Origin of the sequence: Vibrio sp. SCSIO 43097 (assembly GCF_023650755.1) — a bacterium.
Classification (GTDB): domain Bacteria; phylum Pseudomonadota; class Gammaproteobacteria; order Enterobacterales; family Vibrionaceae; genus Vibrio; species Vibrio alginolyticus.
The window spans coordinates 1,402,427-1,417,711 of the sequence record NZ_CP071841.1 but is presented as its reverse complement, the minus strand read 5'-3'; the positions used below and the strand labels follow the sequence as shown (position 1 = coordinate 1,417,711).

Below are 15,285 nucleotides of genomic sequence, written 5' to 3'. Positions count from 1 at the left end.
GCCCTCCGTCTCGAGAGAGGCACATTGGAAGACGACCGTGAGCGACTTTATCAACGTTAGAAGAAAATGTTAGAAAATTAGGAAAGCTCATGAAATCTACGATGATTATCGTAAGTCATGTCGTTAACGATGCAGTCACTCACGGCTTTGTGCCTGCAGCTAAAGCGATGGACCTTCACGTCGTTCTTATCACCGACCATAAGCTCAGCCATTTAGAGTTGGCGAGTCATGATAGTCACTTTAATCCGGATACCATTCTAGAATGTGATGTCTTCAACCCATTAGAACTCATCGAAACCATCACGGAGCATGAATTAAAGCCAGACGCTATTTTCAGCAATAGTGATCACTTACAAACTTCCACCGCCATCTGCGCGCAATTTTTTGGCCTCCCATCCAAAGATTGGTCTGTCACGTTAAAGGCCAAAAACAAACACTTAACTCGACAAGTGTTAAATGAAAAATCCTTACCCAACACACAAAGCTGTTTGCTGCATCGCCATTCGAATGTGGCATTAGGCATGGCCTTCCCTGTCGTAGCAAAACCCAAAGAAGGCGTGGCGAGTTTAGATGTACAGCGCTGTGACTCCCAAAGCGAGCTCGATGCTTACTCCGAGGCGTTTTGGCAAAAGCACCCAAACGCCGCCATTCTGGTGGAGCAGTTTCTTCAAGGACCGTTGGTTACGCTCGAAACTTTAGGAGACGGTAACCAACTTATCGCCGTGGGCGGTTTTGATGTGTCGCTCTCTGAGCCGCCTTACTTTATCGAAACCGCCGCAGACTGGAACGGACCAAACGGCATTGCTCACCGAGAAGCTTGCTTGGCTCAACTTAAAGCGTTCGGCGTTGGTTTTGGAGTTTGCCACAGCGAATTTATCATTACGGAAAATGGCCCGGTTCTGGTGGAAATTAACTACCGCAGTATTGGAGATGGCCGCGAATTCTTGCTCAACAATCTCGCTCACTTCGGTTGGTTTAGCACAATTTTGGGTCTGCATTTGGGCCGAAGATTGGCCGGCGATTACCAAATTCATGGGTCAGCGCACGTGCACTATGTGGTTGCGGAGCACAGTGGTGTGATTGACGGAGGTTCGACGTCGTTCATCCAACACGATGACGATATCATCACCCAGCAACAGGTACTAAAAACCGCTGGAGAACACTTCCAACAGAGTTATTCCAATAAGGATTATCTCGCCCGAATTTCGATTGTCTCACCATCAGGGCGAAACCTCGACCAAGCGCTGCAGAACGCGCTTAGCAATTTCGATCTAGCTCCGACTCGTGAGGTGGCAGCATGAACGACAACGCTTTGTATCTAACGCAACGATTGATCGACACTTGCTTACGCGAAGACATGTTTGGCATTTTGTCAAAAGCCAAGTTCAGTAGCGACGCGCCAAAAGAGGGAATTGTTCCTCAAGGCGAGCAAGTCTGGCTGATATTTGCCAACTCTGATTTCACGTTGTATTTACCCGTTGCGCCAACGTATTACATGCAGCACTGGCGCTACGGTCACGCCAATGACGAAACACCACAAGGTTGGTGGGTGGAGAAAAATGGCCAAGTCGAACATCAACAACATTACAAAGAGTGGATTGCACTACTAACGACACTGGCGCATGACAGCTCTCACGAATTGTTGGCGGGATACCTTCAAGAACTAGAATGTGCAGAGCAACACAAAGCGCTGTGTGACCAAGCGTTTCATCATCACGCAGACCACATTTCTCAACCAATATCCGAGCTTGGTTCTTGGCATCAAAAACTGCTGCTAGCCGACCAGATCGCTTCTTACCTTGACCATCCGTACTATCCAACTGCGCGGGCGAAGTTTGGTCTGAGCGATGAAGACCTTGCTAAGTACGCGCCCGAGTTTGCACCAAGCTTTGCTCTGCATTGGATTGCGATTGAAAAATCACTGGTGACATTAACCAGCGGACAACCTGATTGCTGGCCAACAATGGAGCAAGTTGGGCTTCCTGCTGATTTTGCACTGAGCCACGTTCTGTTCCCTGCACATCCGCTCACCCTGCGATCTTTAGAAGCCTTACCCGAAGGTGTGATAGAAGCGCCTTTAACGTATCTAGACGTGACGCCGACGCTTTCCGTTCGTACTGTGGTCGTCAACGAGGCACCGCACATTCACATCAAGGTTCCGCTGATCATGCGATCGCTAGGCACGAAAAATATTCGCTTAATCAAGCCTTCAACACTGTATGACGGCCACTGGTTTGAACGCCTACTCAGCCACCTTGAACAAACGGACGCCGACTTAAACAGTCGCTTGTTCCATTGCAACGAAAAACACGGTGGACACATCGGCGAGGATAAAACCTTCGCGTACATCGTACGTGAGTACCCACTTACTCATTGCGAAGACAAAGCGTTAGTTCCGGTTGCAGCACTAGCAAGCCCAATGCCTGACGACCGCTTGTTCTTAGAACATTTGGCAGAGCAGTACTATCAACAAGATACGCTGGCGTGGTTCCAAGATTACGTCGATCTATTATGCCAAGTGCACCTCACCTTGTGGCTTCGTTATGGCATCGCATTGGAGTCCAACCAGCAAAACGCCATCGTTGCATTTGATCAACAGGGCAGAATGACGCTCGCGATGAAAGACAACGACGCGGCGCGAGTTTGGCCAGAGCGCTTCCGCTTTGCAACAGACCATGTTGCCGAAAAATACGGCGCAAAAACAATTCCAGTGGATTGCGATGAACTGCTCGACCAACGCATCAAAGTCGACAATGAATTGGCGCTCGGTCAGATGTTTACCACCATCACACTGCAACTGGATATCGCAGCGATTGTAGAATCTATGGCAGCGAAGGGCATTGCCTCTTCAGCATCGCTTTACGCCATCGTGGCCAAAAGCATTGCAGAGCAACTCAACCGATTAGAAGGCGAAGGGTTAGAGACAAAACTGGCTCGCGAGTTGCTGCAAGAGGCACCTGACTTGTACGCCAAGTACTTGTTGAGCTCTGGCAGTTTGCTTTCGAAAGAAGCCTCCGGCGCGAGCGACATCAATAAGTTCTATGGTTTGTCGGCCCCGAACTTCTTACTGCTTTCTAGCGAAGAAGCGCAACGCGCCTACATAGAAGCCATCAAAAAAAGCGTACGTTAAACGATTATGACCAAACTCATCTACAGTGTGTTGTTGTGCCACTTTATCGCTGCGTTTGCCGCGTTAGGTATGCCGCTATTTCTACCCGTCGTGTTGCCAACGTTAGGCGCAAGTATTGATGCGGACTGGGCAGGGGTATTGTTTATCCTACCTACGTTTTGTACTGCGTTGGCAGCGCGATTTTGGGGCAACTTTGCCGATCGCTACGGTCGCCGCCGCTCACTCTTGCGTGCGCAACTTGGCCTTGCAGCAGGGTTTGCGCTGTGCGGCTTGGCAGACAACCTCGCCATGTTTGTGTTTGGTCTTATTGTTCAAGGAACCTTTGGCGGCACCATGGCCGCCTCGAACAGCTACTTATCTAGTCAAATTAAAGAAGCCAAAACACTCGGCAAGTCACTCAATAAAACCCAACTATCTGCTCGCTTGGCGCTGATCGTTGCGCCTATTGGGCTCGGCTGGAGCTTGTCAGAGACCAACCCGCTCAACGCGTACCTTTGGTTATGCGTTTTGCCTTTGATTGCGATGGGCATCACGCTAACACTGCCTGCGGATAAACCTGCCGAACGAAACCTCGAAAAGCCAAACTCAGAACCTCAGCAAGAAAAACCGGTTGCACAGAAAAACGCAATGCATGCCATTCGTTGGATCTTCTTTGCTCAATTCGGGTTTGCGTTTTCTATGGTGGTGACCTTTCCTTATTTCTCGCCGTTTGTGCAGCAATATGGCATCACTAACCACGCATGGATCGGTTTTTTGTACGCACTGCCGCATGGCGTCTATCTGTTGCTGGCAGGAAAAATTCACGTGTTGTCAGATGGGTTGAATCGCCATCAACCGCTGCGCACGTTGTGGCTTGGGTTTGCATTGCTTGCCGTGAGCTCTGCCTTGCATTTGATTGCGTCCGAAACCGCACTCATTGCTGCGAGAATTATCTTCGGCATCGCGATGGTGTGTTGTTATCACGGATTGCATCAGCATCTTGCGAGCAATCTGGATCGCAAACTCAGTGGCAAAGTATTTTCTCGCTTTGATGCCATGTCCAAATGGGGTGGCGTGGCAGCGGGATTTTGCGCTTCTTTCATTTCTAGCTTGGGGCTACTTGAGGTTCCTTTCCTACTTTCTGCGATAGTCAGCGTAATCACCTTGATCGCGCTGGTTCTCCACTCAAAATTTGGAAATCAACATGTTACAAACTCAATACTCTCAGACTAGCGAGTTACGCGCGCATGAGGTGCAGCTCAATCGTGAGAAAGCCCAACTCAACACGATAATGGGTGTTCTTAATTGTTACTTACGAGAATTTGCGCTACCGAATCAACAAGTAGAATGGCACTACCAATCGACATCGCTACCCCAAACGTTAAAACGCAACTATTCCGCAAAACAACGGGTAGCCGTTCATCTGTCTCAACAAAATGGCGTATTGGTTTTGCCGATTCACTACGCGAGCAAACTGGGCAAAATCAAATTGGCAGAACTGCCTTGGGCGAAAATGCCGGGATCTAGTTGGGCGAAATTGGATGCCACGCAAACTCTTACGCTTTTGCTTAACTATCTCAAGCAGGTGTTGGCGATCCCATTTAACCATGAGCTGATCGAACAACTGGAAAATAGCGTGCTGGTTACCGAGCAGTTTCTCAACGTCGCGCCCAAATCGCATCACAACGAGTTTATCGCTTCGGAACAGTCTCTGATTTGGGGGCATACTTTCCATCCGACCCCAAAAAGTCGTTCGGGCGTCACCATGGATGATCTCTTGGCGTTTTCTCCAGAAGTCGGCGCGCAAGTCCCGTTGTACTGGTTTGAAGTGGATACGTCCTTACTTGATGTGCTGAGTTCCGACGGAGAAGCTAACCCTGCGCAACGCATGCTACAACAGCTCGCGCCACAACACGCCACCAGCGATGGGAAGACCCTCTACCCTTGTCATCCTTGGGAAAGCTACACCATTTTGAGTAACCCAAGCGTGAAGCGTGCCATTGAACAAGGCAAGATCACGCCACTGGGTTTAGGTGGTGAAAAGATGCAGCCGACCTCTTCAGTTCGTACTCTCTACCACCCTGACATGGACTGGTTTGCGAAATTCTCCATCAACGTACGATTAACCAATTGCGTGCGCAAAAACGCGTGGTACGAACTCGACAGCGCCGTGCAACTCACGTCGATTCTCAAACCAATTAGAGAAAACGAACAGCTGCACAACCCCGTATTTAAAGTGATGACAGAGCCTTACGCCACCACGTTGAATCTAGAAAGTGTCGCTGAGCACAACTGGGACGACAACACCAAAGCACGCGAATCGTTTGGGATTTTGTATCGCGAAAATTTCTCGCTGAGCGAAGTCGACATCTTGAAACCAACCCTCGCTGGCGCTCTGTTTGCTTACGACAATAACGGCAACAGTTGCATTGCTCAACGCCTTAAAAACAAAGCGCGTCCTACGCAAAATCGCTATTCCGACATCGCGACACTTTGGTTTGAACGCTATTTGCATTGCCTGATCCCGGGCGTATTTAATTACTACTTCAAACACGGGGTGGCGTTTGAGCCGCATTTGCAAAACACCCTGATTGGCTTTGAGCAAGAGATGCCGTGTTGTGTTTGGATTCGTGATTTGGAAGGCACTAAATTACTGCCGGAGTTCTGGCCAGCAGAAACATTAACTGACTTGTCTGAACGCGCACGACAATCGGTTTACTACAGTCGCGAACAAGGCTGGAATCGCATCGGATACTGCACCTTTATCAACAACATCAGCGAAGCGATTTTCTTCATCGCAGAAGGTGATGAGCCACTAGAGCAAACGCTGTGGAATGCGGTGCAAAGTGCCATTGTGCATTGGCAATCAGTGAATGGAAAACAACCGGAACTAGAAACGTTGCTAAATGGCGGTCACTTCCCAAGCAAAAATAATTTCACCACGCGTTTGATGCAAAAAGCCGATAAGGAGTCGGGCTATACCCAAGTCGCCGCGCCTTGGCAGCAACACGAAAAAGGATCGCAACATGTCTAATTCACTCTCTCTACCGACACGCGTTTGCCAACAAGTTCACACGCTCGCACAGCAGCAAAGTCAACCCTTGTGCGCGTACGTGTATGACCTAAGCGCCTTAGAAGAACACATCAAACAACTGCGTCACGTTTTGCCGAAAAATGTCGAGCTATTTTACGCAGCTAAAGCCAATCCATCGGGCCCGATTCTCAAAACGCTCGCGCCGTATGTCGATGGTTTTGAAGCGGCATCTGGCGGGGAGTTGGCACACCTCCACCAGCAACAACTCGATAAACCATTGATCTTCGGTGGCCCAGGAAAAATGCCAAGTGAATTGCAACAAGCGATTGAACTTGATGTCAATGCGATTCACGTCGAAAGCCTCACTGAGCTGCAACGCATTGGTGCGCTAACCGAGCGCCTCAACCGCCCTGCTTCGATCTTTTTGCGTATGAACATCGATATTGGCGACATCACGCTCAGCAAGTTGGCAATGGGCGGCAAGCCGACTCCGTTTGGCTTGGACGAGTCCGAACTGAGCAATGCTTTGATGTTGCTGCGCGATTTCCCGCAAGTGTCACTCAAAGGCTTCCATTTTCACTTGATGTCGCATCAGCTTGATGTTGAACGCCACTTAGCGTTAATGCAGCGCTATTTCCAAGTCGTGAAGGCGTGGCAGCAGGAGTTCGAACTCGGTGAGCTGATGATCAACTTGGGCGGCGGCATGGGCATCAACTACCAAAACCCTGAGCAACACTTTCCGTGGATGGAGTTTTGCGACAAGTTGGAATTCCTCATCGCTAAAGAGCAAGTGCAAGATTGGACACTGCGTTTTGAATGCGGACGTTTCATCACGGCGGCATGCGGTTATTACGTGATGGAAGTACTGGATATTAAGCAAAATCTTGGCGAAAACTTTGTCATCGCACGCGAGGGAACTCACCACTTCCGCACGCCAGCGGCGCAGAGCCATGATCATCCATTCGTCATCCTGAAAAGCGAGCAACACCACGAGATTTCTCACCCAATTCAGCATGCACAAGCAACTTTTGTCGGCCAGCTTTGTACGCCCAAAGATGTGCTGGCACGCAATCAACACGTCGCCCACGTCGATATTGGTGATTATGTTGTGTTTACCTTAGCGGGCGCCTATGCGTGGAACATCTCCCATCAAAACTTCTTGATGCATGAACCGCCGATCTTCCACTATTTCTAAACGGCATACTTCGCTTTACTCAAGCCCCAATCATTGGGGCTTTTTTATTCCACTCGGCACAAATTCATTGCCATTAACCGCTTTGCGAAATAGCAATAATGCGTTTTATCAGCTCGTCGGGTTCCATTTTGGGATTGCGGTAAAAACGGAAGATTTCCGAGTTTATCGCCTGCTGAGCAACCGGATTGACCGCCATCGAATCAATCATACTCGGCACAGCGAGGTTGTGCTTAACGCCGTAGTGAAAGTCTTGATATGACTGGACCTGACACGGATTAAAATCGCTGATGTCGATATCGGTGCGTACCGGAATCGAGCCTTTTATCTTATTGAACTTAGCTTGAAACTCGACGTCTGCTAGCGCGCTTGCGGTTTGCTGAGCCGCCTCGGCAGAAAACGACTTGCTCGACATAAACACCAAACTGTCCATGTTGTAGAGGAATACACCATCGCTGTCAGGCGTTGGGTAACAGCCGACCTCTTGCGGAACCGAGACTTGATTGGCGAGCAGCTCACCCAAAATCCAATCACCGCCGATTTGAAACAGCGCTTGACCGTCGGCTAACGCTTGGGTGGCGGTATCCCACTTACTGTCGGGTAATTGGTTGTCGATCAACAAACTGAGGCGACGAAATTGCGTCAACGCTTGGCGCAGGGTGTCGCTGTCGATGCTGTCGCGTTCTAGTTTGACCATCGCATTGGTGTAGAACTCAACGCCGCCAGTGGAGATCACTAAGTTCTCGAAAAGTTGGGCGACTTGCCACGGCTGCTCACCGACCGCGATCGGTACAATGCCATTTTGCTTCGCAAGCTCCATGGCGGCGAACATCTCTTGCCAGTTTTTCGGCGCGGATAGATTCAGTTGTTTAAGCAGCTTGTGGTTGACCCACAGCCAGTTCAAACGGTGCAGCGTAAGTGGCAGGGCGATGTAGCCGTTTTGTGTTTTGTTGATTTCAATAGATAGCGGGTAGAGCACCTCGTCCCAGCGCTGCTCATCGGCAACTGCGTTGACGTTGTGCAAAATACCGATGGCATCCCATGCTTTAATACTTGGCCCTTCGATTTGCGCGAAGCTTGGTGGATTGCCCGCCAGCGCGCGAGCTTGCAGTACCGTCATCGCACTGTCTCCACCACCGCCTAACACCGGGCTTTGCAGCAGCTCTATATCGTGCTGTTTTAGCTGAGCTTTAAGTGTTTGCAGCGCTTGCTGCTCGCCGTCAGAAGTCCACCAATGTAAAAACTCTACCCCTTGTGGCGACTCAGCGTGAGCGACGCAAGGGGCGAGCAACAGTGGGAACAAGAATGCCAGTTTGTTCATAGTCAGTCTCTCGGGAAAGTCAGCGTGGCGCAGAGGCCGCCAAACTGAGAATGGCTCAGCAACAAGTTGCCGCCATGAGCCTTTGCAATACTCTGTGAAATGGTTAATCCTAGCCCACTGCCTTCTTTATCGTTGCTAGCGCGGAAGTATGGCTGGCAGAGCTTTTCAAGTAATGAATCGTCAACACCGCCACCGTGATCTTCAATTTCAATCTGGATCGACTCTGGGCTTTCAATCAGCGTAATGTCCGCTTGATGGCCGTATTTGAGCGCGTTATCGACCAGATTCTGAATGCAGCGCTTAATCGCTAACGGTTTACCAGCAAAGTGGGTGCGGATTTCGCCGTGGATGCGAATCGTGTCCGGCGCATCGGCGACATTGGCGGAAATGTGCTGAATCAGTTGGGTGAAATTGATCGGCTCGATTTCCTCGTGGATATCGGTCTCTTTAATGCATTGCAATGCGCCTTTGACCATCAAGTCTAGGTCGTTACTCAGGCGGATAAAGCGTTCTCGGTCGGCGTCGTCATCCAGCATTTCCGCTCGTAGTTTTAGGCAGGCAATTGGTGTTTTCAGATCGTGGGAGATGGCGCTGAACAGCATCTCGCGGTCTTTAATGTGGCTGTCGATGCGTCGGTTCATTTTGTTAAACGCACGGACCGCCGCTTTCAGTTCGTTGCTGCCGCGCTCAGAGACTTCGGGCACGTCTAATCGGCTCGACATCAGGGTTGCGGCTTTTGCCAGCTCTCGAATGGGTTGAATTTCTTTGCGAACGATAAACCAGGTACACAGCAACAGCATTAGCGCGGACACCAATAGCGTCAGCCATTGGCGCAGCTCAAAATAGTTAGTCTCTAGGTTGATGTAAGGCGCGGGTAGCACCGCCGCGAGATAAAACCATTCGTTCTGTGCGACTTCGACCTGCATCACCAGAATCGGTGGATTGAGGTCACCAAACGAAAGCGAATAATGCGCCCACAATAGTGGCAGTTCATCGATAGGTAGCTCGTTGTTGAACACTTTGAGTTTGTCGCGCTGGGTGAACTCCACCTCGATATTAGGAATGCCGCTCAGCTCGCTTTCTAATACCTCGCGAACTTGGTTGATGACCAACGTTTTGCGTTCGCTCTCTGGCAGTGGGTCGACCTCAATCTGGTGATTATTGAGTGAGACGAAAAAGCGCGTGCCGCCCATATTGCGTAGTTGATTGAGCACCAAGTGGCGGTATTCCGAAGGGAGGGTTTGAAAGAAAGCGATGGTGGAAGAAGCGCTCAGTGCTAAGCTTTTGACCGTGGTGGTCAGGCCTTCTTTATCGCGTTCGCTGGCGTGTTGATACCAGATAATCCCGGATAATACCTGCGCCAGAATGATCACCAGTAACAAGAACACACTGGTGCGAACGACCAGTGATCCCGTCCAGCGTTTAATTCTCATAATGCACGTCCGTGGTCAGCATGTAGCCTTTGTTGCGCACCGTTAGGATCAGCGAGCGGTCTTTATCTTCAAGGTGATGACGCAAGCGGCTGATCTGCACGTCAATGCCGCGTTCAAACGGGTCGGCATCACGTCCCCAGATCTCGCGCGCAATGTCATCGCGAGACAATATTGATTGCGCGTGGTTGACGAACAAACCGAGCAGCGACAAATCCGCGCCACTCAGTTGCTTAACTTCGCGGCTAGCGACGTGGGTCAGTTGCCGGGTTACGGTATCTAACAACCAATCGTCAAAACGCACTTTACGCGTCAGTTTGCTATTGGCGGTCGATTGGCTGCGTCTCAGAATCGTTTTGATGCGCGCGAGCAGTTCTCGCGGGCTGAATGATTTGGTGATGTAGTCGTCAGCGCCCATTTCTAGTCCTGCGACTCGGTCGGCTTCTTCTGTGACGGCGGTCAGCATGATGATCGGGATATCGGAATTTTTGCGCAGTTTCTGGCACAAGGTAAAGCCGTCTTCACCGGGCATCATAATATCGAGGATGATTAAATCAGGATGGTGATCGTTGAGCAGTTGCCACATCACGCCGCCGTTTTCCGCGCAAAGCACTTCAAACCCTGCGCGGCCAAGGTAATCCGACAACGCTTCGCGAAGGTCGAGGTTGTCATCGACGACCAGTATCTGCTTGTTTTCCATCCTACTTTCCCTGTGTCCGTCCCTGTGCCTGCCCCTGAGTTTGGCGCTGGCCAATATGATGCATTCTTAAACGCCCATGCACAATCGAGCCGATTGCAATTTTCACTTCTCGGTGTAAGAGATTTGTAAGCGGCCACTTACAAACTGATTGCCTTTTGTAACCTTAGGCGCCGCCTTGCTCGCTATGATCATCCTGACCTTACGTGAAACAACATGACCTGAAGGAATCAGGTCCTACAACACTGGCATTCGTCAGGAGGAAACCATGTTTGCAAGTATATTTGGACAACTACAAAAAATAGGGCGGTCGTTGATGCTGCCTGTGGCGGTGTTACCGGTGGCTGGCTTGATGCTGGGTATTGGTAACGCGGGTTTTGCGTTTATTCCAGACGCGGTCAACAAAGTGATGCTCGCCGCCGGTGAAGGCGTGTTCGGCAACATGCAGTTGATGTTTGCGGTCGGTGTGGCGCTCGGGTTATCAAAAGGCAATGACGGTGCGGCTGCGCTCGCAGGCTTAGTTGGCCTAATTATTATGAACGCATCGCTCGGTATCGTGACTGGCCTGCGCGGCCTAGAAACTGACGCCACGATCATGGGCGTTGAGACGCTGCAAACCGGGGTGTTTGGCGGCATCTTTATCGGTGCGGTGGCGGCAATCATGTACAACCGCTTCTACAACATCAAACTGCCGGAATATTTGGGCTTCTTCGCGGGTAAGCGATTTGTGCCCATTGTCACCGGTCTATCGGCGATCGTCGTTGGTGCGATTCTCGCGTTTGCATGGCCACCTGTCGGACAACTTCTTGATGCATTCTCTCATTGGGCAGCGTACCAAAACCCTGTACTCGCGTGGGCGGTTTACGGCGCGGGCGAACGTTCACTACTCCCGGTTGGTTTGCACCACATCTGGAATGCGCCGTTCTTCTTTGAAGTCGGCAGCTATGTAGACCCAGAAACCGGCAAAGAGTTTACCGGTGAGCTCACTCGCTTCTTCGCGGGCGATAAAACCGCAGGTTATCTGTCTGGTGGCTTTATGTACTCCATGTGGGCGCTACCAGCAGCGGCATTGGCGATTTACCACTGCGCGTCTCCTGAGCGTAAGAAAATCGTCGGCGGTTTGATGATGTCTGCGGCGTTGACCTCTTGGTTAACTGGTATCACAGAGCCAATCGAATTTACCTTCCTATTCGTCGCGCCAGTGCTGTACGTGATCCATATTTTCCTAACTGGTATTGCGTTTGCGATCACCGCATTTTTGGAAATCAAACACAGTACTGACTTTGCGCACGGCGCGATCCAGTTCTTCCTTTACTACCCAATGTCGAGCAACGCGTGGATGTTCATCATCATCGGTCCAATCTGGGCGACGCTCTACTACGGCTTGTTCCGCTTCCTAATTGTGAAGTTGGATCTGAAAACGCCGGGTCGTGAAACCGACATTGCAGAAGTGAAGATTACCGGAGAGCCTGATGAAATTGCGGTGGATGTAGTAGCTGCATTGGGCGGCAAAGCCAATATTAAGTCAGTCGATGCGTGTATCACTCGTCTGCGTGTCTCGGTGAAAGACATCGCTAACGTTGATGTTGCTAAGCTAAAAGCACTTGGCGCGCGAGATGTGTTAGTGATTGGCGACAGTTTACAAGCGATTTTCGGCACGCAGTCTGACTCAATTAAGTCAAAAGTGCACAGCGTACTCGCCACCTCCTGATCTTACCTCCCCCAATCTAGGTAAGATTTGCCAACCTCCTTGTGAGGTTGGCTTTTTCGTTTTCGGAGTAAAAAAAGCGAAGCCAATAACCAGCCCTACTTCGCCGCCGCGTTGGTTAAATTGCCCAGCACGCCGCTGATTTTGTTCAATGCCTCGTCACAGCCTTCAATATGATGGCGCTGCTTTAAATAAATAGGATCGTTATAAGCTAACCACGTTTTGCCTTCATCATCTTCATACACCAACACTTTTTGGGGTAAATCGAGCGCCACTTCCTGCGCACAGATCATCAGTGGCGTGCCTACTTTAGGGTTTCCAAACACGATAACTTCGGTTGGTCGCAACGTCATATCGACTTTCGTGGCATTCTCTTGATGGTTAATGCGCGCAAAGACGTTCAACCCTTTTTCTTGCGCGATAGCGACAAATTTATCCGCCGTATTTTTTGCTGAATGCGTGCTCGCAACGGTTACCACACCCTCCCCAGCCAATGCACTCAATGACGTCAACGCCACGACCAACCCAATGATTACTTTTTTCATTTGTCGTCCCTTCCTCTCTCTGAGTCGAAAACTAGATATAGAAAAACCAAGTGTAGGAAAACTATAGAAGTCAAATTCCGCTATCGCGAATTGCACTCTACCCACTCAAGAGTCGACCGTGTAACACGGATTAATTGATTCAGATTAATAAAGCGTTAACTAGCTGAGCATCAAAAGCGTGAAATACGTAACATTTGCAGCCTATTTTAGTAAGAAAGAGAAAAGTAGTGACACGCGATCAATTTGAGTTATTAGCACCCGGTGGTGATTTAGATTCCATCAAAGCCGCCATTGCCGCTGGCGCCGATGCAATTTACTGTGGGCTCGACCGCTTCAATGCTCGTAACCGAGCGACCAACCTCACTTTAGATAACTTAAATGGCGTGTTAACGTTGGCCCATCAGCACAGCTGTAAGATTTTCCTAACGTTGAATGTGCTGATTTTAGAAAGTGAAATTCCAGCGATTGTTCGCTTGCTCAGCCAACTGAACACCACCAAAATCGATGGCGTGATCGTACAAGATCTCGGTCTGGCCTACATTCTCAAACATCACTTTCCCGATTTGGATGTGCACGCTTCAACGCAACTGAACACGCATAACGAAGGCCAAATCCTCTTTCTCAACCAGCTCACCGCAAGCCGAGTAAACTTATCTCGCGAACTTAACATCAGTGAGATAAAACATCTGGCGCAATTTGGTCGCGAGCACAACGTAATGATGGAAGTGTTTGTCCACGGCTCATACTGCATCGGATTCTCCGGAATTTGCTACATCAGTTCCGCTCGCAATGGCGCATCAGGTAACCGTGGACGCTGTAGCCAACCTTGTCGCGAACAGTACGAAACGACCAAAACAGGCAACAACTACCCACTCAATATGAAAGACAACTCCGCCTTTGGGGACTTGGAAGCGCTTGCTGATGCGGGTGTGTATTCGTTGAAAGTGGAAGGCCGCATTAAGAAATCCCACTACGTGTACACCGTGGTCGATAACTGGCGTAAACAGATTGATCGCTTGTGCGAGGGTTTGGAACTCTCTGAAGACACCACAGAGTTATACACAGTGTTCAACCGTGATTTCTCCAACGCATTTTTGCAAGGTGATTTCGGCAAGGCGATGTACATCGACAACCCGCGCGACCATGCTGTAAAGCATTTTTCGAAGGTTTACCAATGCCAGTCTGCTGATGATGTACAAGCGGTGAAAAAGAAACTCTACGATGACAAAACCGCGATCATTGAGAAAGTGGCAGAGCAAACTAAGTCGTTCGATGTCACTTCAACACAAGTATCCGGCAGCAGCTTGAAAGGGTCGATTGATGTGCCAACTCTGCCAACGTTACCTCAACCAGAACCTCGCCAAGGTGCGCCAAAATTATCGGTTCTGATCTCGTCAGCACAAGAAGCCATGCTGTGCGAATACCACGACGTTGATGTTTACTATCAATTGCCAATGGGATTGTCTGGTGAACTGAGCGCGATGATTGAATTGTTCCAAGCCAACCCAATGCTCAAACCTTGGTTCCCAGCCATTTTGATTGGCGAAGACTACCACGCCGCGCGCGTATTTTTGGAAACCATCCAACCTGAGTTGTTGATCACCAACAACTCAGGTGTCGGCATGATCGCAAAAGAGCTCGGCTTAGGCTGGGTGGCAGGCCCACAACTGAACACGGTGAACTCATACGCGTTTAAATGCCTTCAAGACGAGTTCGCGGCAAGTGGCGCGTTTGTTTCTAACGAGCTGAATATGAAGCAGGTGCGTCACATAAAGCGTCCGAAAAACATGCGCAGCTTCTACAGCATTTATCACCCGAACACTCTACTCACGAGCCGCCAATGTTTGTTTCAACAAACCGAAGGATGCCGTAAGGTGAAGGTCAACAAAAGTTGTTTGAAACGCTGTGATAAACGCACGTCTATCATCAACTTAAAAGACAATCCTTACTTGGTGCAAAAACAAAAAGGCAGCCACAATTCAATCTACAGCGAGCACAACATCTTAAACCTGCAAGTGCTGCACGATCTGCCGCAATTGTTTACCGATGTGTTGATCGATCTGTGTGATATCCAGACCGAAACAAAAGTCTCAGCAAGCAAACCTGAGTTGATTGACGCGTTCTTAGCTCTACTTGAAGATCACAGTGAACAAGCCGTCCAAACGCTGAATGCCATGATTCAACCAACAGCCAACGCGCAGTATTTAAAGGGGTTATAGGCGGTACTTGAAAGTTAAACAACGCATCCA

General features: G+C 49.8%; 11 protein-coding genes. 7 read left to right on the top strand and 4 right to left on the bottom strand.

Annotated elements, in window-relative coordinates:
- Window positions 1-89: 89 nt before the first annotated feature.
- The 5 genes from J4N40_RS22790 to J4N40_RS22770 are packed head-to-tail and all read left to right on the top strand — an operon-like array spanning window position 90 to window position 7,338.
- Entirely contained in the window at window positions 90-1,301 is a 1,212-nt protein-coding gene (locus J4N40_RS22790; RefSeq protein ID WP_053307985.1) for an ATP-grasp domain-containing protein, read from the top strand.
- Window positions 1,298-3,130, top strand: a complete 1,833-nt coding sequence (locus tag J4N40_RS22785) for an IucA/IucC family protein (protein ID WP_250654537.1) — start codon at window positions 1,298-1,300, stop codon at window positions 3,128-3,130. Before J4N40_RS22790 ends, J4N40_RS22785 begins: the two co-directional genes overlap by 4 nt.
- Before the next feature lie 6 nt (window positions 3,131-3,136).
- Window positions 3,137-4,342: an MFS transporter gene (locus J4N40_RS22780; RefSeq protein ID WP_064369565.1), complete on the top strand. Its 1,206-nt coding sequence runs from the start codon at window positions 3,137-3,139 to the stop codon at window positions 4,340-4,342.
- A complete protein-coding gene (locus J4N40_RS22775) occupies window positions 4,314-6,143 on the top strand; it encodes an IucA/IucC family protein (RefSeq protein WP_104976381.1) in 1,830 nt (609 codons plus the stop codon). Before J4N40_RS22780 ends, J4N40_RS22775 begins: the two co-directional genes overlap by 29 nt.
- Window positions 6,136-7,338: a type III PLP-dependent enzyme gene (locus tag J4N40_RS22770; protein WP_250654536.1), complete on the top strand. Its 1,203-nt coding sequence runs from the start codon at window positions 6,136-6,138 to the stop codon at window positions 7,336-7,338. Before J4N40_RS22775 ends, J4N40_RS22770 begins: the two co-directional genes overlap by 8 nt.
- Window positions 7,339-7,411: 73 nt before the next feature.
- On the opposite strand, the gene J4N40_RS22765 is transcribed toward J4N40_RS22770, so the two are convergent.
- From J4N40_RS22765 to J4N40_RS22755, 3 genes are read right to left on the bottom strand one after another with little or no spacing between them, the layout of a single operon-like run.
- Window positions 7,412-8,656, bottom strand: a complete 1,245-nt coding sequence (locus tag J4N40_RS22765; protein WP_176311369.1) for an ABC transporter substrate-binding protein — start codon at window positions 8,654-8,656, stop codon at window positions 7,412-7,414.
- Window positions 8,657-8,658: 2 nt separating this feature from the next.
- Window positions 8,659-10,089, bottom strand: a complete 1,431-nt coding sequence (locus tag J4N40_RS22760; protein WP_176311370.1) for an ATP-binding protein — start codon at window positions 10,087-10,089, stop codon at window positions 8,659-8,661.
- A complete protein-coding gene (locus J4N40_RS22755) occupies window positions 10,079-10,786 on the bottom strand; it encodes a response regulator (protein ID WP_005383484.1) in 708 nt (235 codons plus the stop codon). The genes J4N40_RS22760 and J4N40_RS22755 overlap by 11 nt, the downstream gene beginning before the upstream one ends.
- A 265-nt stretch (window positions 10,787-11,051) precedes the next feature.
- Between J4N40_RS22755 and ptsG the strand changes: the two genes are divergently transcribed.
- Window positions 11,052-12,494 carry a glucose-specific PTS transporter subunit IIBC gene (gene ptsG, locus J4N40_RS22750; RefSeq protein ID WP_081886422.1) on the top strand — a complete coding sequence of 481 codons (1,443 nt, stop codon included), beginning with the start codon at window positions 11,052-11,054 and terminating at the stop codon, window positions 12,492-12,494.
- A gap of 95 nt (window positions 12,495-12,589) precedes the next feature.
- Here ptsG and J4N40_RS22745 read toward each other — a convergent pair whose 3' ends face one another.
- A complete protein-coding gene (locus tag J4N40_RS22745) occupies window positions 12,590-13,036 on the bottom strand; it encodes a DUF302 domain-containing protein (protein WP_033906624.1) in 447 nt (148 codons plus the stop codon).
- A gap of 227 nt (window positions 13,037-13,263) precedes the next feature.
- Here J4N40_RS22745 and J4N40_RS22740 point away from each other — a divergent pair, with 227 nt between their 5' ends.
- Window positions 13,264-15,255 (top strand): U32 family peptidase, encoded by a 1,992-nt coding sequence (locus J4N40_RS22740; RefSeq protein WP_064369561.1) that lies wholly within the window; start codon window positions 13,264-13,266, stop codon window positions 15,253-15,255.
- Window positions 15,256-15,285: the final 30 nt, after the last annotated feature.